This is a genomic window from Sphaerochaeta sp., from assembly GCF_050256055.1.
Taxonomy (GTDB): domain Bacteria; phylum Spirochaetota; class Spirochaetia; order Sphaerochaetales; family Sphaerochaetaceae; genus Sphaerochaeta.
Map to the genome: position 1 here is coordinate 41942 of NZ_JBFWIJ010000020.1, position 19561 is coordinate 61502.

Here is a 19561-nt window from a genome sequence, read left to right on the forward strand (position 1 = left end):
CTCCTATTTGGTGGTTTGGAAGGTTTCCGCACAATCGCCGCTTCTTCCCTCCAGCATCGAAAGTCCATGGTCAAGAACAGGAAGCAACGCCTCGAGGTTCTCCACTGCCGCCTTGGGGCTACCGGGAAGATTCACGATCAAGGTCTGATTCCGTGTTGCGCACACGCCGCGGCTCAAGGCGGCTCGCTCGGTGATCGCCAGACAACGCGAGCGCATCAATTCCGCCAATCCGGGGACCTGACGATGGGCGATGTCAAGCGTGGCTTCAGGAGTGACGTCACGCAATGAAAGTCCGGTACCGCCGGTGGTCACCAATATGTCAGCTTGATAGGAATCGCATACCTCGGCCATAGCTTGGGCCAAGCGGGAGCGATCATCTGGAAGCAATGCAGTCCCGACTACGGAAAATCCGGCTGCTTCCAGCCTTTTTTTCAACAACGGGGTACCGGCATCCTCCCGTAGATTGGCAAAACTCCGGTCACTGCTGCACAGGATGTATGCCCGGTATTCCTCATAGACCTGCATCGGCATGCCGACCTCGATCGTTCCACCGTGCAATACCGTTGCGAACACCCCCTCACGCGGCATGATGCAATGGCCCATCCGTTGGAAAATCAGGCATCCATGATGGCATTCCTTGCCGATCTGGGAGATCCTGAGCACCACCTCACCCGAGCAGCAGAGGGAACCAACTGCAAGCGAACGGAAATCTATGCCGGAAACAAGCAGGTTTTCCCCGAAATCTCCGTCAACGACTTCTGCTCCTTCCTGTCGGAACGCCTGGACTTTGTCAAAGGAAAGCAAACTGACCTGCCGATGCCATGCACCGGCATGCGCATCTCCTTCTATACCCCAGGCAGGACGAAAGACCGCTTTTTGCCGAGGTTGCTTCGCCGTACCTTTTTTCTCACTGGTGCATACGGCTTTCACCGTTCCTTCAATCATGTGGTTCATCCTCCGATCGCGGCAAGCGAACTGGTGTCGATCCGCGCTTTGTCAAACTGATGGGAGAGCGGTTTTCTGTAGGCAAAGGCTTCGATCTGTTGCCAGATCGTTTGATCATCCGCCCCGTTCTCCAGATACGGAAGCAGATCCAAGCCCGTTTGTTGGTACATGCATCCGATCAACGTACCGCCACTGGTGAACCGGAGGCGGTTGCAACGACTACAAAAGCAATCGGTAATGGCGCTGATGAACCCCACATCCACCCCACTATACCGCTGGTAGACGGCAGGACCTTTTCCAAATGCATGTCTACTCGTGATTTCCTTTGCATAGGTCCCGGCCAGAAACGCCTGTACCTCAGCGGAGGAAACCCCGTTCTGGCTGCATCCTTGTCCGATGGGCATCAGTTCAATGAAGCGAAGCGGAAGCTGCCATCGTTTTGCCAACTCCATGAGTTGGGTGATCTGCCGGGTATGCACCGCGCGCAGCAACACGCAGTTGAGCTTCACCCGCAAACCCACCTCCAAGGCCCGCTCGATGCCTTCCAATACTGTCTTGACCTTGAATCCCCCACTCAAGGAGGCGAACAAGGCAGGATCGGTTGCATCAAGGCTGATGTTGACGCTTCCCAATCCACCCTCCTGCAAGATGTTCGCCAGAGGAGCAAGCAGATAGCCGTTGGTGGACATGGTCAGATGGACCGAAGGCAGATGCTCGGAAAGTGAAGAGACTAGCTCTGTCACCGAGGATCTGAGCAACGGCTCCCCACCGGTCAGGCGCAGCGTGGAAAACCCATGGGTTCCGAACAAGGTGGCGAGGCGAACCAACTGCTCATCGGACAATTGCTGCTTCGGTTTCACCTTCCCGCAGTACAGGCAGTTGAAGTTGCATCGATCGGTAATCGAAAGCCGAAGATAATCCAGTGTCCTTCCCTGCTCGTCCTGTAACTTGGAGGTTTCACGCTGTATAGCGGCCACTCGCTCCTCCATCCTTCAGTACGAGGCGAACCGCCTCAAGGTGCATGCTTCGATCGAAAGCCTTGCACATGTCGTAGATGGTCAATAGCGCCACCGTCGCCCCGGTGAGGGCCTCCATCTCTACGCCGGTCTTCCCAACGGTCTCAGTCGTACATACCACCTCGACTGAACGCTCTTCTTGGTGGGCGATGCACTCTATAGCGGCACGGGTCAGCGATATCGGGTGACAGAGAGGAATCAGGGATGACGTCTGCTTGGTCGCCATAATGCCTGCAATGCGTGCAGAGGCGAACACATCCCCTTTCGGTATGGCCTGGTTGCACAGCAAGGCAAACGCCTCGGCAGAAAGAAAGATCCTGCCCGAGGCAACGGCGATGCGTTTGGTATCGGGTTTCTGTGAAACATCGACCATACGTGCGTTTCCCTGTGCATCAAGATGGGTGAATGCACGCATCAATATCCCCCTTTGCCAAAAGAACAATTGGGGAAGTGACAGACCGGACAGTCCATGCACAGCCCACCATTGCCCAATCGGGCGATATCAGATGCCTGCAGTACAATTCCTGCAAGCAAGCGGGGAAGCAGTAGATCCAATATGGTCCGTTTTGCATACATGACGCATCCCGGCAGACCGAGCACCGGAGTATCATCCAGATAGGATACCAGGAACATGGCTCCCGGAAGTACCGGAGCACCGTAGCTGACCAAGCGGGCACCGCTGGCCTTGATGGCTGCCGGTGTCCGGTCATCAGGGTCCACACTCATGCCTCCGGTACAGACGATGAGAGAAGAACCGCCGGCCTTAGCCTTTTTGATTGCATCGGTGATAGCCGCCTGATCATCGCCGGTCTTGATCACCGCATTGACGGAAACCCCGAATGCAGCAAGCTTGTCTTCGACCACCTTTGAGAAGGTATCCTCGATGAGGCCTTTCTGGACTTCGTTCCCGGTCACCAGGATCGTACAGTCCTTGACCTTGAAGGGGTGGATCGATAGGATCGGGTCCTTTGTTCCGGCAATGGAGGCAACCATATCCAGCTGGGTTTGGGATATGGCCAAGGGAATGATGCGCATCCCAGCCAGCTTGTCACCCGGTTTGACAACGGTATGGTTTGCCTGGGTTGCGATCATGACCTCACCGAGGCTGTTGATGCGAAACAACCGCTCGGTATCGATTTCCAACACCCCTGATCTGGTGGCTTTCAATTCCACCTTGCCTTCCTTGACGGGACTCTCCCGCATGTGATCATTCCTACAGGCGTTCACCAGCGTCTTGACTGCATCATCCTCATGCACCATACCTGCTTCCAGAGAAAGGGCATACACATGTTCCTTCCCCATGGAAAGGAGTACGGGAACATCCTCTTCTGTAATGATGTGACCTTTGCGGAATCGTGCATCCTTGGTCACTCCTACGATGATCTGCGTCATATCATGGCAAATCACCTGTCCTACAGCGTCTTCGGTTCTTATCAGTTTCATGAGTATTCCTGGTACGTATTTGGCAGTTGATGAGCAAATACAACAAGCATCCAGCTGCCATTATGTTTTCAAAAACATAATGAGTGTACGGAGGATTCCTCTCTCTTGTCAAGAAAAATTTGGGAATTTCTGAGATAGGGTATGAAAAATTGCGGGAAACCGCTATGCACGTTCAGCTTGCAAATGCTGATGGTCAAGCAAGGAACGATCTTTCAGGGCAAAAGATGTCTCGTTTTTCCAAGGAGAAACGGACTGCAGCACCATCGCACTGCCTAAAGACAAGAAGGCCCGGCCTGTCGGGGGCCGGGCACATGGGATACTGGCCAACCATCAGGCCTTGTAAACAGGGATACCCTGATAGCTGGTGTGAAGAAGATGATGGGCTGTCTCACTCAGCGGCTTATCGAGGAATTCCTCGTAAAGTTGCTGGATGGAGGCATTCTGGTGTGAACAACGAACGTGACTCTGTTTGTCATCTGCATACAGACCGGCTGAACGTTCCTCACGCAGGATGTCATTGGCGCCATAGGGTTGGCCGCCTCCGGCAATACAACCACCACGGCAGGCCATGATCTCGATAAACTCATAGGGGGCCTGTTCCCCGGCAGCCTTGGCTGCGCGGATCTCGTCCATGACTTCCTTGGCATGGGAGAGTCCATGAATGACGGCCACCCGGACCTTGGTTCCGGCAAAATCTACGCTGCCTTTCTTGATCTCGGTCAGACCGCGGACGGAAGCAACCTCGACATCCTGCAGCTCATCACCGGTCACCAGATGGTAGGCGGTGCGTACCGCAGCCTCCATAACACCACCGGTGGCACCGAAGATGGTACCGGCACCGGAGTATTCCCCGATCGGACTGTCGGCTTCCTCTTCCTCAAGCTTGAGGAAATCAATGCCTGAACTCTTGATCAAGCGGGCGAATTCACGGGTGGTCAATACGAGATCAACGTCCCTGAAACCGCTGGCATGCATGTGCTCGTCGCGGTCCGACTCATACTTCTTGGCTGTACAAGGCATGATGGCAACGGTGAACAACTTTGCCGGGTCGATACCCATCTTCTTGGCATAGAAGGTCTTTTCAATGGCACCTACCATCTGCATCGGGCTCTTGGCACTCGAGACATGATCCAAGAGGTCCGGGTAGTACTTCTCTACGTAGTCCACCCAGGCAGGACAGCAGGAGGTAAGCTGGGGAAGCGCACCACCGTTGGTCAGACGATGCACCAATTCGGTTCCTTCTTCCATGATGGTAAGGTCAGCACCGAAATTCGTGTCATGTACCGCCATGGCGCCCAGTCTGCGGATCGCCGCATAAATCTTCTTGGTGGTGACTGTTCCAGCGGGAAGCCCGAAGGATTCGGACAATCCTACACGGATCGAAGGCGCAATCTGGACAACCACCTGCTTTTCAGGATCGGCGGCAGCCGCTCTGAAATCAGCGATTTCATCCTTCTCGTAGATGGCTCCAACCGGACAATGGGCTGCACACTGGCCACAGCGTACACAAGGGCTGTCATCCAGCTTCAGCATGGCAGCCGGTGCCATGCAGGTCCCGTCGCCACGCCCGATGAACTCCAGGGCGAACACACCCTGCAGGTCTTGGCAGACCTGTACGCAGCGTCCGCACTTGATGCACTTCTGCGGATCCAGCACGATGGAAGCCGAGGAAGTATCCGGTTCTGCATCGCTGAGGCGGACTTCGAAGGGCTGTTCGCGCAGACCGAATTCAGCAGCGATGTTCTGCAATTCGCATTCACCGTTGCGGATGCAGGACAGGCAGCTTGACGGGTGGGTGCTGAGAATCATTTCCAAGATGGTCTTGCGAACCTGGAACAACTCATTGTCATTGGTGATGACGCTCAGGCCTTCATTCACCGGAGCAGCACAAGCGCGGATGATCTTCGCACTTCCTTCCTGCTTGACGATGCAAAGGCCGCAGGAGCCGAACGGCTTGAGGTCATCGTGGTAGCACAGGGTGGGTATACGCACCCCGGCCTTCTTCGCGGCATTCAGAACACTGGTTCCCTCTTCGACTTCCACAGGGATTCCATTTATTTTCACATGTACGATACTCAATTGATTCCTCCTCACTGATCCTAGTGGATTTCGACGGCGCCGAACTTGCAGGTTTCCATACAGACGCCACACTTGATACAGACCGACTGGTCAATGATGTGGACCTGTTTCCGTTCGCCGGAGATTGCAGCGACCGGGCACTTGCGTGCGCATGCCGTACAACCGATGCACTTCTCTGCATTGATCGAATAGGAGATCAACTTCTTACAGGTACCGCTGGGGCACTTCTTGTCAAGGATGTGAGCCATATACTCTTCCTTGAAGTGCTTGACGGTGGAAAGCACCGGGTTGGGGGTCGTCTGGCCGAGTGCACAGAGACTACCCTTTCGCATTGCCTCGCCGATGGTCTGCAGGGTATCCAAATCCTTGAGGGTGCCGTTGCCGGCGGTGATTTTCTCCAGGATGTTGCACAAGGATCTTCCACCGATTCTACAGGGTGCACACTTTCCGCAGGATTCATCGACGGAGAAGTTCAGGTAGAACTTGGCCACGTCGACGATGCAGTCATCCTCGTCCATGACGATCATACCGCCGCTTCCCATCATCGAACCGATGCGGATCAAGGAACCGAAATCAATCGGGGTATCGAGATTCTCCTCGGTGATGACGCCGCCGGAAGGACCACCGGTCTGCACCGCCTTGAATTTCTTGTCATTGGCGATGCCACCGCCGATATCATAGATGATCTCGCGCAGGGTGGTTCCCATCGGGACTTCGACCAAACCGGAGTTGCGGATCTTGCCGGTGAGGGCGAAGACTTTCGTTCCCTTGCTGTCGGAAGTACCGATCTTGTTGAACCAGTTGCCGCCCTTGGTGATGATGACCGGGACATTCGCCCAGGTTTCGACGTTGTTGATCACCGTCGGTTTTCCCCACAAGCCTTTAACGGCCGGGAACGGCGGACGGGGTTGGGGCATACCGCGTTTGCCTTCAATGGACTGCAGAAGAGCGGTTTCCTCACCACAGACGAACGCACCGGCGCCGAGGCGGATCTCGATATCGAAATCGAAGCCGCTTCCCAGGATGTTGGTGCCGAGCAGACCGTATTCACGGGCCTGTTTCATGGCGATTTCCAACCGATGGATGGCCAATGGATATTCTGCACGGATGTAAATGAATCCCCGGTTTGCTCCGATCGCCTTGCCGCAGATGGTCATGGCTTCCAGAACCGAGTGCGGATCACCTTCCAGGGTGGAACGGTCCATGTAGGCACCCGGATCGCCTTCGTCTGCATTGCAGACGACATATTTTGTGTCGTTCGCCGCCTGTCGGGAGAAGTTCCACTTCATCCAAGTCGGGAAACCGGCACCGCCGCGGCCACGGAGCCCTGCGGTCTTCAGCTCCTCGATTATGTCCTCGCCGGACATCTCGAACAACGCCTTTTCCAAGGCCTGGTATCCTTCACGCGCGATATATTCGTCAATGTTCTCCGGATCGATGAAACCACAGTTGCGCAATACGATGCGGAACTGTTTCTGGTAGAATTTGATGTCCTCCACCTTGGCGTGCTTGTGGCTCGACTCCTTGTCGTAGAGCAGGCGGGTGACCTCGCGCCCCTTGATCACGTGCTCAGCGATCAATTCCTTGGCATCCTCGGGCTTCACCTTTACATAAAATGAGTCCTCAGGGAGGATCTTGACGATCGGGCCTTGTTCACAGAAGCCGAAACAGCCGGTCTTGACGACCTGCACCTCATCGGCGATCCCCTGTGCCTTGCATTCCTCTATCAGGTTCCGGTAAATCTGGTCGGAACGGCTCGACTCACAAGCAGTGCCTCCGCAGACCAGAATATAGTTTCTGAACGCCATTATTTACCCCCGTCCTTCTTGATGATGTCAGCTGCCGGACGATCGAACATATGGTCGGTCACCAACTGCTTTGCCATGATGTGCTGCTCGACGATCTTGCGGGCGGTAGCCACATCCACGTTTCCATAAATCACATCGGGCATGCCGGGAACGATGACTTCGATGGTCGGTTCCACATAGCATAGACCCATGCATCCGGTCTGGGTGACCGAGACGTTCTCGATGTGCTTCTCATCCAGAATCTGGAGAAAGGCATCCAGCACCGGCTTGGCACCGGCGGCGATTCCGCAGGTTCCCATGCCGACGACGATGCGGGCGTCCTTTCCTTCGATCGCACGCTTGTGCATCTCGTTCTGTTTCTGTTCCCTGAGCTGTCTCAGTTCCTCTAGTGTCATTTTAGGCATCTTCACCTCTCCTGTTGTTTTGAAAACTTCATGTGCTCATCGGTATGCAGGAAAGCTTCTTGGTAGTACTGCATGAGCTCCTGTTCTCCACTTGCGATGTACTGCCTCAAAAGGTTCAGTTCACCAGCGGTTTCCAAGCCCCCCAGGATATCCTCGAGCTCCTCTTTGTCCAGCGTGTAGTCTCCCGTACCCTTTGCAGTCTCCAGACTGCGCTTAATCACCAATTGCTTGGCAGATGGGTGGGAAAGCAGCAGGACGAAGGTTGAAACCAGATCTCCGATCGGAGGGGCATCCACATGCTGGAGGTTGAAGGAAAACGCAACCTCAGTTCCGCTACCTACCTCGGAGTGGAGGGAGAACCTCCCCTCGCAGGCTTCACAAGCCTGTACCAGAAAGGGCAATCCCAAGCCTACCTTCCGCTTTGCGTGCTTCTCGCCGTCCGTATAGAACGGGTCAAGTACCCGCTTCTGAACCTCTGCATCCATTCCCTTTCCGTTGTCCTGTACCAAACAGTCGAACCATTGCTCGGTCTGCCTGATCGTCAACCCTACCTTCGTACTGTTTGCCTCAAAGGAGTTCTGGACGATGTCCAACAAAAAGTCGCCGATGCAGATATGCATACGCTGAGCGCCTTTGCTCTCTAGCTGAACTTTGCGATGATTCCGGCGACCTGGTCTTTGGTGACCTTGCCGAAAACCTCTCCACCGACGGTCATGACCGGTGCGAGTCCACAGCAACCGACGCACCGAACCGCCTCCAAGGAGAAAGCTCCATCGTCAGTGACGGCTCCGACCGGCAGATGCAATTGCTTGTCCAACTCGTCGATAATTGACTGACCGCCTTTCAGATAGCAGGCAGTACCCAGACATACCTGGATGTTGTGCTTACCCGGCTTGGTCAGCTTGAAGAAGTGATAGAACGAGACGACACCCCAAATGGTGGCAAGCGGTACATCAAGCATGGAAGCGACGGCATCCGCAGCTTCACGGGAAATGTAGCCGACTTCCTCCTGTACCTTGTGGAGCACCATGATGAGATTACCCGGCTTGGTTTTCCATTCTTTGATGAATGCCACCAGTTCGGGTGAGAACGTGATTCCGTTTGTGTCCGACATGTAACCTCCAGTACCCAAATTAACGTTGGGCGTATCCTATCACTTTTCCGGGGGTCTTGTACATAACATTATTTACCTAAAACAGATTTTTGTCTACAAGACTCGTAATTTTATCACAATATATTGACCATTTTTCATTATTAATGTACATTATTTCACATAAATAGGAGTTACTATCATGAACAACGATCAGCTGATACGAATCACTCGCTACTATCGATCCCTTAATCGTCTCAAGACCATCGGACTTGAGAAAGTCTTTGCACATAACCTAGCCGATGCAGCCGGCGTTTCCGCTGCAATCGTACGCAAAGACTTTTCCCAGTTGGGAATCCACGGACAGAAGCGGGGTGGATATGAAATCCACGAGCTGTTGACGGCTCTGGGCGAGATTCTGGGAAAGGGTGACAGCCAGAACTGCATCATCATTGGGTGTGGAAGAATCGGAAAAGCGTTGATGCACTACAACGGCTTCGAACCGGACGGTATCCGCATTGTCGCTGGTTTTGACAGCGATCCCTTGGTATACAGCGACGCCTCCCATCCCGTTCCGATCTATCCGATCAGCCGCATTGATGAAGTGGTCGAGGCTTTGGATGTAACAGCAGGCATCATCACCGTCCCCGAGCAGGCAGCCGCCGACAGCTACGAGCGCCTGGTAAAGGCCGGAGTCATGGGAATTCTGAACTTCAGCCCGATCACGCTCAAGTCGCAGAAGCTTGAGGATGGCCGGATGCCGGTGGTACACAACATTAACATTGCGCTGGAACTGGAACAAATCTTCTATGAACTGAAGTTCCCGAAAAACACCTGATCATCTTCGTTTGAGCGTCAGCAAGACCGGTAAATGATCACTGAGACCGCTGAGGGTGGCAAGATTCCATCCGTTGGGCCTACCGTCCGCATCCAGGCAGGATGGTAGGTCTTTGATTCTGAAGTCAAAGAACTCCCAGCCCATACCGTCGAACAGCATCCGATTCCCCAAGATCTGGTCGTATTGGTGCCAGGTTCCATCCCAGTTGCAGCTTCCCGGTACCGAAAAGGTTCTCTTCTGATCCAAATAGGGAGAATACCAACCAAGCGGGCCAAGAGCCTGGGAATCCCCTCCCACCACCAAGGAGCCCAGTCTTTCATAGGCCTGGGCCTTGCTGTGCGTCTGATCGACCAAGGCGGTCTGCATCCCATCGGCTTCCCATATGGCATCAGGATCCTCGTTGAAGTCCCCGCATAGCATGACGGGCCTTCCGGCATGGGCCTTGACCGCTTCCTTCAGCGTTGCCGACAAGGCAAGGCGCAGGGCCTCGGTCTGTGCCAATTCACCGATTTGGCTCTTTGCATGCAGGGTAAAGAACACCAAGGGGCCTCTATCGGTTTCGACCACGACCTCAAGAACGGGTCGAATCCCTGCAGTTCCGTGGACCAAGGTGCCGGAAAGAGGATGACGGCTGACCACCGCTACGGCAATCGACTGCCCGTCACCTTTGGCCACGGCATACCAACGGTACCCTTTTCGGGCAAGATGATAGGTCAGCAGATCTTCAATGACCTGCTGCCCCTCGACCTCCTGCAGGAACAGGATGTCGGGCAACGTCAATGCAGGGTCGAGCAATACGGTTGCCAGAGCTTTCAGACGCTGGCGGTAGGCAGAGTGCGTCCAGACCTTGGGATCTTGGTATTCCGGATATTCATCACCGTCAAGCCGGGCGTCAAACAGTGATTGCACGTTATAGGACAGGACCCGAAACGTTTTCGGGTCTGTTTCAGCCAAATCACAGCTGCAACCGAACAACAGAAAAACACAGAGCAGCACATACAAGACTCTCATGCCCTACAAGGCGCACCAAGCGGCTTCGTGCTTCAACCTCTCGAGTTTTTCCCCAATGAATAACTGAAATACAACAGGGCCAGGGCATCCTGGATGTCAAAGAGACCGATATCCATTTCTTTCGCCTTGAGCAACCCCTTCTTCAAATTTTCAAAACAGGGATCATACGATACGTCGCATGATTCGAGGATTTCCATGCAGAAATACCGCAGGTTCTCCCATTGGTGATGGTTGAAATAGGCAAGGATGGAATCATAATTCAGGTCGATCTGGTTCAAATCCCTGGCTTCGGCCAGGAAGGAAGAAAGGAAATCCCGTGGATAGCCGAGGTTCATATGCTCATACAACTGGGCAAGTCGGGGCGAGCCGAACTTGAGGAAGGAAGCGATGACCGCATACCGGGTCTGCCGGAAGGTGGCGCTTCTGCCCTGCTCGACGGAGAGGAAGAATTCCTGGTAGAACGTGCCTTCCTTGTCCATAAAGCGCTTGGCGATCAAATAATCGATGATCTCGTCGATATGTTTTGCGCTGTGACTGAGCTCGTTGACCAATGGAAGGTATTCGGTACTCTCGGTTATTCGGGCAAGCGATTTGCTTGCCATCGACCGGACCGAGGACCACCGGCCGTGGAGCATGAGCTGCAGAAGGGCATCCTTGGCCCGTTCTTCCTTGCGGTAGGAGCCCAAGGCCGCAATGGCCTCGAGTTGCACATAGGAGTCATCGTCACGGGCGACGGTAATCAGATCATCCAACAATGATTTGCGGGGACGGTCGGCAAGCGCCCTGACCGCTTCGGCCTTGTCAGGGGAGAAGGGACTTGCCAAAATCTGCCTCAGTTCGCTGGTTGCCATGTTGTTCAGATTCTCTCCGAGGGAGAACATCAGAAACCGCCGTTTGGCTGGATCGCTGGTCCGCTCCAGTTTCTCGATCATGGAAACCGCACGCAGTCCATGCATGGAAAAAATGACCTGTGCCGCCTCCTGGGAGGAATACGCCCCCAATTCCTGCAATCTGGTCGCCACCAAGGCCTCGATGGCGGTCAAGACCATGGCAAACAGGAATACCAGGGTGTACCCGTTTCCTGCTGCTTTTCCCTCAAGAACGAAGAGGGAACGAGCCACCTCTCCTTGGTTTGCCAGCAAACCACTGACGATACCAACAGCGAAGGCGATGATTGCGATGACGAAATTGACCATTGAGTTGAAGGCGACCATCTCGTCGTCCGGCATGACCTGAGTTACCAAACGGAAGGTCAAAAGACTGATGAGTCCTACGAAGAAATTGGTGAGAAACCCAAGTATGTAAAACCAAATCGGTGAGACGGAACGGGTGACCAAAACCCAAACCATGAAGAAAAACAAAGAAAACAGGGTGGCGAAAAAAACCAGAGGACGGGAACCCAGACGATCTGAGAATTGCTTGCTTACATAACTTGCCGCGATGATCGAGAGGCCGAGGACCACGGAGTAGATGACGACCATAGAGCTCGAAAGCCCGAGCTCAAGACGAAGGAACGGTGTGGTGAGACCGAAGATGACCGCCACGGCGGTTGAAAGCCAACGAAGAACCAGACGACGACGGAACGCACTCTGTTGCATCGCCTCCTTGAACAAGACAACGACGGTCCTCCCCTTTTTGTGGAGGATGGTGTTGCGGGAGGGGATGAGCGACATTTCGTGGGCTGCCAGGAAGTTTACCAGGGCCCCTACGATCTGCAATCCCACCATACCTACCAATCCGGTGAACTGTTGGATACCCAAGACCAATGCAGTGAGGCAACGGACGACGATGGAAGAGCTTTGGTAAGCGGTATTGACGGCAGCGACGACCTTGCCTTGGTTTGACGCACTGCTCAAGCTCTTGAGAGTTGAGTCATTGAGCGCAATGCCGATCATACGGAAGATGTTGAACAGGGTATAGACGACCAAGAGGAGCAGGACCGCCCAGGTCCCGGTGACGATGAATAGTCCAAGGTAGAGAAAACAAACCACCCCACGCATCAGCCAGGCCATTGCCTGTACCTTGATCTGGTTTCGACCATGGAACATCTGAGGGACGAAGGGAAGTACGATGCCAGCTATATAACTGGCCGAGGAAATGTAGCCCAAGGCAATGTTCCCAGCACCGAAGTAGATCGCCAGCAGATAGACGATTGTATCGCCGAGGAGGCTGTAGGCAACACCGTTGTACATTTCCTCCCGGTACATATGCTTCCTTCCAAACTTCTTCTCTGCATCACTGAGATATTTTGTCTTGGGCATGACGTGCTACAGCTCACTCCTTTGGGTGATGATCCTACTGACCAATCCATAGGAACGGGCTTCCTCAGAAGTCAGCCAATGGTCCCGTTCGGTGTCGAGGCGCACGTCCTCAATGCTCTTTCCGGTTTCCTTGGCAATGAGGTTGTCCAATTTGATCCGCAACTTCTCAAGGTGCTGGGCATGGATTTCTATGTCGCTGGCCACCCCTTTCATTCCGCTCATGGGCTGGTGGATGAGATAGGTGGAGTTGGGAAGAGCTATTCTGCGTTCGCGGGGAACGGCAAGCAGCACCAATGCTGCGGCGCTCGCAACCAGGCCCATTCCGATCATATAGACCGGAGCAGAGATGAAGCGGGCCATATCATAGATGGCGTAGCCGGCGTCGACATCGCCGCCGGGGCTGTTGATGAACAACTTGATCGGTTCAGAGTTTTCGCCTTCCAGGACGAGCATCTGTTTGATGACGGACTCTGCACTTTCCTTGTCGATTTCTCCGGAAAGGAGGATGGAACGGGTCTTGAGCAGTTTGTCTTGTATCTGTGGATCCTGCACTGCAGGCTTCTTTTCTTCTTCTTGTGGCATGAAAAGCCTCTCTCCAATAGGGTTTTGACGAAAAACGCCATCCCAAGTATACGGGATAAGGGGATGCTTGAAAAGGGACATGCATTGGTAGGCAGGCAACTCATGCCACGATATACTGAACCGGAGAGAGGAGAACCACCTATGAAATGTGCCACGGTTGCCATCATCGGCCGCCCTTCCGCAGGGAAAAGCACCCTGCTCAATACGATATGTGAGATGAAGGTATCCATTACCGCAGCCACTCCCCAGACGACGAGAAACGCCATCCGGGGCATCTATACCGACAGTCGGGGACAGTTGATCTTCACCGACACCCCGGGCTTCCATCTCAGTGAGAAAACCATGAACAAACGCCTGCAGGAAACGGCGTTGAAGAGCCTTGAGGAGTCAGATGTCGTGCTCTACCTGCTTGATGCCAAACGGAGTGCCGGTGAGGAGGAGATGACTCTTGCATCCCATGTTTCCAAACTGAAGACTCCGGTAATCTGCGTCATCAACAAAGCAGACATTCTTACGGTAAAGGAAACAGAGGAAGCAAAGGCTTTCCTGGAGCAGGTGCTTCCCGATAGGACAGTGCTCACCGCTTCTGGCAAACTGGATGAAGGGGTGGATGAAATTTTGATCGAGCTTTTCAAATTCGCCCCAGAGGGCGAACTGCTCTACCCTGAGGATGCCTATACCGACCAGAATCTTGAGTTCCGCATCAGCGAGATACTTCGCGAGAAGGCGATCAATCTCGTCACCGAGGAACTTCCCCATGCCATCTACGTTGAGATTGCCGACATCGAATACGATGAACCGGCCAACACCGTCTGGGTGCGTGCGTTCATCATTGTGGAACGGGAAACCCAGAAAGGCATCGTGGTAGGCAAAGGCGGAGCGAACATAGCCAAGATACGCAAACAAGCGGAGCCTGAAATCCGTCAGATCTTCCCCAAGAAAAAACTACGCCTGGACCTTCGGGTGAAAGCCCAGGACAAATGGCGCAACAATTCCATTGTGTTGGACAGAATCCTGCGCTAGCGAATGAAATTGGTGACGTACTGACGTTCAGCTTCCGGCCGAATTACCACATCCTTGCCGGCCTCAATGCATTTGAGCAGCCAGGCAAGGTTGCTTCCCAGGTTCCGCATGACCTGCAGTCCCTCAAGGTCCTGCTCAACCTCGGCAACGCTGTTGCCATGCACCGAATTCCAGTAGGTCGAGGAAACGATCGGCATCTGGCTGATCGTAAAATACTTGTTCAACTGATCGAACGAGGCGCTTGCCCCACCTCTGCGGCAGGAAACAACACCGGCACCCGGCTTGAGGGCCATCTGCTTGGAGATCACACGAAACAGACGGTCGAAGAATGCACTCCCCGCCCCTGCGATGCTTGCATAGTGCACCGGGGCACCGAGAATCAAGGCATCGGCAGCTTTTGCCTTCGCCGCCGCCTCATTGAGCTTGTCGTCTGTAAAGACACATACTTCGTTTTTATAACAATACCGGCAATCGGTACATCCGTGCAGAGCTTCCTTGCCGATCCAGAGGATCTCACTGTCAACTCCCTGTTTCGCCAAGGAAGCAGCCACTTCCTCAAGGGCTCGGTTGGTGCACCCCTTCTGGTGGGGACTGGTGTTGATCATCAAAACATGCATGGAAATGCCTCCTGTGAAATTGAATGTTCTCTGAATGGACTCTCAACGAATACAGGGAGCCGAAGCTCCCTGCACCATTGCGATTGACATGCTAGTAACGTCCGAGGATGCCCAATACCTTTTCCTTTCCGCAAGTCTGCAGGAAGGGTCCAAGCTTGGGTCCGCGATCCTTCCCGATCATGATGGTGTACACGAGCTTGAAGAAATCTCCGGTATCCAGACCATTGAGCTTGGCGGCGTCATAGAGACGGGTGGTGTATTCCTTGTCCTCCAGCTGATCCATCACCTCGACGACCTGGTACAGGTCATGCACGGCTTTCCTTTGCACGTCATCCAGTTCCACCAAGGGATCGTTGTCATTGGTAAGTCGGTACTTGAAGTCTTCAGGGGCGAAGGTCGTAATCCAGTTCCAGGCGCACTTGCATCGGGTCCGGAGACGGTCCTTCTGGCTGTCACTCATCTGCCCGAGCGTGGAGATGGCCCGCTCGATATCCCCTTCATGCAGCTGGAGCAAGTTGCACAGATGTCTGAACGGAATCTGGTAGCTCGGCTCGGTGGGAACCGAACCGACCTGGCTCAACTCATAAATGCGCTTTTCCTTAGCCTTGCGCTTCTCATTCACCTCCTGCAGCCCGAAGTAGATTCGCTCGCAGGTGTCGTAGTCTTCATAAATCTTCAATACATCCAAGTCGAAGGAAATGGCGAACTCGGTGTTCGGGCGGGTGCCGGCGAACATGAACCGGGTAATTTCCGGGGTATAGACCTCAAGCACGTCGTACAGGGAGATGACTTCCCCGCTTGACGAAGAGATCTTACCGCCCCGTCCCTTGATGCTGATGAAGTCATACTGGAAGGATACCGGAGCCTCGGCTCCGAACACCTTCACCATTTTTTTGGAGGTATCGAAGCTGCCGCCCTCGCTGTGGTGGTCTTTGCCCGCCGGTTCGAAATCCACCCCTTCACGTGCCCAACGCATCGGCCAGTCCAATCTCCAGGGAAGCTTGGCGCAGCTGGTGGTGCGTAGATCGACGGTCTCGGTCTGCTGGGTTTCATCATCGCGGTAGGTAATCTTCCACTCCCCATCCCAATCCAGGACGGTCGTGGTGTCCTTGTCGGTGAAGTTGGAGAAAACCGAAATGGGCCACCAGTCTTCTTCCAGCGGCTCGGTTCTGAACTCATCAAGGATGTGACGAATCTCATCCTTGTGCTCCAAGGCGGTGCGCATGCCCTCTGCATAGAGGCTGGAACGATACCGCTGGGCCTGGTAGAGATATTCAGGTTCCACACCTACGGTAGGCAGGATGCGTTCCACATCAAGCTCGTTCGCCCGTGCATAGTTTTCCGCCCTACCGGAGGTATCGGGAACCAAAGTGATGGGCTTGCGCAGATACGTTGCCAACAGTTCAGGGTTGGGCATGTTCTTGGGGACTTTCCGGAATACATCATAGTCGTCCCAGCTATAGATGAACCGAACCTGTTTGCCTTTTTCCCGCAGGGCTCGCACCACCAACTCAACCGAGATGATTTCCCGGAAGTTTCCTATATGTACTGTGCCAGAAGGGGTAATGCCGGAGGCGCAGGTATAGACCTCTTTCTCTCCCTTCTCACGAATGATCTTGTCGGCGTATATATCCGCCCAATGTGTAGATACGTTCTGTTCGCTCATAAACGATGATTATAGTGAATCATATCTATCAGTTCAACTGCCGGTTGCCAAAACAAAGAGCGAGAGCGTATACTTATGCACATGAAACGATTGATGGTGTTCCTTCTTTTGCTTGCCGCTACCATACCCTTCCTCTTTTCTGCAGAGGAAGCGCCATTGCAGCCCGGTTCCATCATTGAATCCGGCATTGCTTCCTGGTACACCAGCGACAAAAGCGAAAGCTTGACGGCCAATGGGGAGACATTCGACCCTTCCAGTCTTTCAGCCGCCCATAAAAGCCTGAAGTTCGGGACCATCGTTCGGGTCACCAACAAGAACAACGGAAAGAGCGTGGATGTACGGATCAACGACCGAGGGCCGTATGTCGACGGCAGGATCATCGACCTGAGCCCGGCTTCCGCAAAACAGATCGACATGTTTGACAGCGGGATCGCCCCGGTTGACCTTACGTTGATCTTCGAACCGGAAGTTCCCGAGTCGAAATACAACCGGGCAGGCGATACCGGCTGGTATCAGATCCAGGTCGGAGCCTTCTCTTCGTTGCTGACCGCCTATGCACAGTACGACCGGCTGTTGAATGCAGGACTCAAACCGTATGCAGAGCAGCTTGCCGACTCAAAAGCGGTTCGTCTGACGATCCGCTGGATTCCCGCGTATCAGCTGGACAAGACGATGAAGGCGTTGTCAGCCCTCGGGTTCAGCGAGAAGAACGTCCTGAAGAAAAGCGAAGCAAATCCCTACCGCTAACGTGAGGCACCACAGCATTTCTTATATTTTTTCCCACTGCCGCACGGGCAAGGGTCATTGCGGCCAATGCGTACGGGAAGGTTGACCGTCCTCTTTGCAGCGAGGCGCTCCTGATAGCCTTCATACATGGCACGAAGTCCCCGATGGCGTTTCTTACACATTTCAGCCAGGTTGGGAATGGCGATGCGCAGGGATGCCAAAAACTGCAGGTCAACGGGGTCATCAGGCTGATACGATTCGAAATGGTTCTTGTCGTAATGGTAGTTGAAGACATAAGCAGGGGCCAATGCTTTGTTCCCTGCAATCTCATGAAAGCTGAGTATCACTTCCTTGCAGTGGCAGGAAGGGTTCATACAGTATTGGTCTTCCATAAGGTACGTAGTCTGACCGTGCGGTATGATAAACGGCGTGCAGTACGGGAAGATCTCAGTGAAGGCGATATTTCCATCAGTTACATCCAATTTTGAAAAATCATACTCGATACCTGCAAAATCAGTAATATGTTCGGTCAGATTGCGTTTTTGCTCATGATAGAACGTTTGTACGGCTTCCCACTGGTCGGCACTCATTTGTATCGAATGGGAGGAACATTGTTTGGTATTGGTGTCCAAGTCGACCTGCATTCCGTCGTGCATAACCGTAACGATGCCACAGGTACACGTCGGATTGGCACACACACGTGCATTGCTCAGATCTACATTTTGTATCGGTTGGTTTGCCAAGGTGCACTCCTAGAATCGAAAATGGGCGGACAATTGTCCGATGATGACTTTTGCAGGGAAGGCAGGGTTGTTGCCTGCAATCAGATAGGCCATTTGGTACCCGATATCCATATAGTAAGACAGGGAATAGGAAAAGGCCACTCCGGCACTTGCCAACACAGAGGAAAGGCTCTGGCTTGTCCCGTAGACGTTCCCCAGTCCAAAACCGTTGTCATAAAACAGTACAAGACGGGGGAAGCAACCTTTTGCAAAACTTTCCGGTCCATTGAATCGGATTTCAGCTTGGTTTGCAAGGGCAAGATCAATCGGATACATCCAAGGTTCGAAGCCTCGTACCATACTGCCCAACGAGGTGGTTTGACTCAGCGAAGGAGGGATCGCACTTCCGTAAACAGCCGATGCAAGTATCCGGTCGGCAAGTACAATGGAATAGAGGTTCCTGTCTTTGCCTTCAGGGTTGGTGTAGAGGGTCCTTGCCCATTGTGCGCTGGCCTCTGCGCTGAGGTAGGACGCATTGGTATTAAGAAGTCGCGGACCGAATTTCAGCAGGAGAGATGTCTGATAGCCATCGGTCATGACTCTGGTATCGATATAACGGTCATAGGAGAAAACAGCAAACAAGATGGTGCCGATACCGGAGAGTGCTCCATAGAAGTTGTCGCCTCCATAGGTGGAGAACCAAGTATCGGGAGAAGTGACCAAACCGCTTTCAAGGGTCCTGCCTTCAGCCAAGGGATCGAGGGCTCGTTCAAAGGAACCTGCATACCCAAGGGAAAGACTGGCATGCTTTTCAGTACCAAGAAACTGTCGTAGTGCAAGCTTCCAATCGAAAAGCAACGTGTCATAGACCAAGGGAGTCGCCACCGGATAGGAACCGTCGGACGGGTCCTGCCAGAGCATGCGTTGGTGATACCCTGTTTTCCCCATCAGAGAGAAATCGGTTTCCCAACCTGCGAACAAGGAAGGCATACTTGATCTGGCCCCGACGCTGATTCCAGTAGGGACCAAACCACTGATAATCTGCGGATGTCCCAACCATCCTTCATAGACGAAGGACCATGCAGAGAACAACGAAATGGGAACAAAAAGGAACAAGAGGGCTACTATGTATCGTTTTTTGTTCATCCACCATCCTTTTAAACACATGTATACTAACATAGGCAGGATGGCCTTTGTGAAGATTCTTTACATTCTTCCGAAAATCCTTTAGATTACTTACATTCTCCAGGGCCTATAGCTCAGTTGGTTAGAGCATCGGACTCATAATCCGTGGGTCGAAGGTTCAAGTCCTTCTGGGCCCAAAGAATTA

19 protein-coding genes and 1 tRNA gene are annotated in these 19561 nt (G+C 53.5%); 4 read left to right on the forward strand and 16 right to left on the reverse strand.

What is annotated here, in order from left to right; all coding sequences use genetic code 11:
- Window positions 1–3: 3 nt before the first annotated feature.
- The 9 genes from AB7C91_RS09140 to AB7C91_RS09180 all read right to left on the reverse strand — a co-directional run bounded on the left by AB7C91_RS09140 (window position 4) and on the right by AB7C91_RS09180 (window position 8809).
- A complete protein-coding gene (locus tag AB7C91_RS09140; RefSeq protein ID WP_332446634.1) occupies window positions 4–945 on the reverse strand; it encodes a molybdenum cofactor synthesis domain-containing protein in 942 nt (313 codons plus the stop codon).
- Between the two features lie 5 nt (window positions 946–950).
- Entirely contained in the window at window positions 951–1922 is a 972-nt protein-coding gene (moaA, locus tag AB7C91_RS09145) for a GTP 3',8-cyclase MoaA (protein ID WP_332446633.1), read from the reverse strand.
- Window positions 1903–2376: a cyclic pyranopterin monophosphate synthase MoaC gene (moaC, locus tag AB7C91_RS09150; RefSeq protein WP_332446632.1), complete on the reverse strand. Its 474-nt coding sequence runs from the start codon at window positions 2374–2376 to the stop codon at window positions 1903–1905. The genes moaA and moaC overlap by 20 nt, the downstream gene beginning before the upstream one ends.
- Window positions 2376–3404, reverse strand: a complete 1029-nt coding sequence (locus AB7C91_RS09155) for a molybdopterin-binding protein (protein ID WP_428590814.1) — start codon at window positions 3402–3404, stop codon at window positions 2376–2378. The genes moaC and AB7C91_RS09155 overlap by 1 nt, the downstream gene beginning before the upstream one ends.
- Before the next feature lie 330 nt (window positions 3405–3734).
- Window positions 3735–5483, reverse strand: coding sequence for an NADH-dependent [FeFe] hydrogenase, group A6 (locus AB7C91_RS09160; RefSeq protein ID WP_428590817.1), 1749 nt, complete (start codon window positions 5481–5483; stop codon window positions 3735–3737).
- A gap of 20 nt (window positions 5484–5503) precedes the next feature.
- Entirely contained in the window at window positions 5504–7291 is a 1788-nt protein-coding gene (locus AB7C91_RS09165) for an NADH-quinone oxidoreductase subunit NuoF (protein ID WP_332446629.1), read from the reverse strand.
- Window positions 7291–7695, reverse strand: a complete 405-nt coding sequence (locus tag AB7C91_RS09170; RefSeq protein ID WP_332446628.1) for a (2Fe-2S) ferredoxin domain-containing protein — start codon at window positions 7693–7695, stop codon at window positions 7291–7293. Before AB7C91_RS09170 ends, AB7C91_RS09165 begins: the two co-directional genes overlap by 1 nt.
- 2 nt (window positions 7696–7697) lie before the next feature.
- A complete protein-coding gene (locus AB7C91_RS09175; RefSeq protein ID WP_332446627.1) occupies window positions 7698–8315 on the reverse strand; it encodes a sensor histidine kinase in 618 nt (205 codons plus the stop codon).
- Window positions 8316–8335: 20 nt separating this feature from the next.
- Window positions 8336–8809, reverse strand: coding sequence for an NAD(P)H-dependent oxidoreductase subunit E (locus tag AB7C91_RS09180; RefSeq protein WP_332446626.1), 474 nt, complete (start codon window positions 8807–8809; stop codon window positions 8336–8338).
- Between the two features lie 178 nt (window positions 8810–8987).
- Here AB7C91_RS09180 and AB7C91_RS09185 point away from each other — a divergent pair, with 178 nt between their 5' ends.
- Window positions 8988–9623 (forward strand): redox-sensing transcriptional repressor Rex, encoded by a 636-nt coding sequence (locus tag AB7C91_RS09185; protein WP_332446625.1) that lies wholly within the window; start codon window positions 8988–8990, stop codon window positions 9621–9623.
- On the opposite strand, the gene AB7C91_RS09190 is transcribed toward AB7C91_RS09185, so the two are convergent.
- From AB7C91_RS09190 to AB7C91_RS09200, 3 genes are read right to left on the reverse strand one after another with little or no spacing between them, the layout of a single operon-like run.
- Complete coding sequence (locus tag AB7C91_RS09190; protein WP_428590822.1) at window positions 9624–10619, reverse strand: endonuclease/exonuclease/phosphatase family protein; 996 nt, start codon at window positions 10617–10619, stop codon at window positions 9624–9626.
- A gap of 47 nt (window positions 10620–10666) precedes the next feature.
- Window positions 10667–12895 (reverse strand): MFS transporter, encoded by a 2229-nt coding sequence (locus tag AB7C91_RS09195; RefSeq protein ID WP_332446623.1) that lies wholly within the window; start codon window positions 12893–12895, stop codon window positions 10667–10669.
- 6 nt (window positions 12896–12901) lie between these two features.
- Window positions 12902–13477: an ATP-dependent Clp protease proteolytic subunit gene (locus tag AB7C91_RS09200; protein WP_332446622.1), complete on the reverse strand. Its 576-nt coding sequence runs from the start codon at window positions 13475–13477 to the stop codon at window positions 12902–12904.
- Window positions 13478–13618: 141 nt separating this feature from the next.
- On the opposite strand from AB7C91_RS09200, the gene era reads away from it, so the two are divergent.
- On the forward strand, window positions 13619–14500 hold the full coding sequence (gene era, locus AB7C91_RS09205) for a GTPase Era (RefSeq protein WP_332446621.1): 882 nt from the start codon (window positions 13619–13621) through the stop codon (window positions 14498–14500).
- Here the strand turns inward: era and AB7C91_RS09210 are convergent.
- Both AB7C91_RS09210 and lysS read right to left on the reverse strand, forming a co-directional pair.
- On the reverse strand, window positions 14497–15117 hold the full coding sequence (locus AB7C91_RS09210; protein WP_428590827.1) for a flavodoxin family protein: 621 nt from the start codon (window positions 15115–15117) through the stop codon (window positions 14497–14499). The two genes, era and AB7C91_RS09210, sit on opposite strands and share 4 nt — an antisense overlap.
- Before the next feature lie 91 nt (window positions 15118–15208).
- A complete protein-coding gene (lysS, locus tag AB7C91_RS09215; protein ID WP_332446619.1) occupies window positions 15209–16783 on the reverse strand; it encodes a lysine--tRNA ligase in 1575 nt (524 codons plus the stop codon).
- A gap of 81 nt (window positions 16784–16864) precedes the next feature.
- Here lysS and AB7C91_RS09220 point away from each other — a divergent pair, with 81 nt between their 5' ends.
- Window positions 16865–17530: a septal ring lytic transglycosylase RlpA family protein gene (locus tag AB7C91_RS09220; RefSeq protein ID WP_332446618.1), complete on the forward strand. Its 666-nt coding sequence runs from the start codon at window positions 16865–16867 to the stop codon at window positions 17528–17530.
- Here the strand turns inward: AB7C91_RS09220 and AB7C91_RS09225 are convergent.
- Together AB7C91_RS09225 and AB7C91_RS09230 are read right to left on the reverse strand one after the other, a co-directional pair.
- The gene (locus AB7C91_RS09225; protein WP_428590831.1) at window positions 17527–18165 is read right to left on the reverse strand and encodes an SEC-C metal-binding domain-containing protein; all 639 of its coding nucleotides are present in this window, start codon (window positions 18163–18165) and stop codon (window positions 17527–17529) included. The genes AB7C91_RS09220 and AB7C91_RS09225 overlap by 4 nt on opposite strands.
- Before the next feature lie 96 nt (window positions 18166–18261).
- Complete coding sequence (locus AB7C91_RS09230) at window positions 18262–19377, reverse strand: hypothetical protein (RefSeq protein ID WP_428590834.1); 1116 nt, start codon at window positions 19375–19377, stop codon at window positions 18262–18264.
- A 102-nt stretch (window positions 19378–19479) separates the two neighbouring features.
- Here AB7C91_RS09230 and AB7C91_RS09235 point away from each other — a divergent pair.
- Window positions 19480–19553, forward strand: a tRNA-Ile gene (locus AB7C91_RS09235).
- The last annotated feature ends 8 nt before the right edge of the window (window positions 19554–19561 follow it).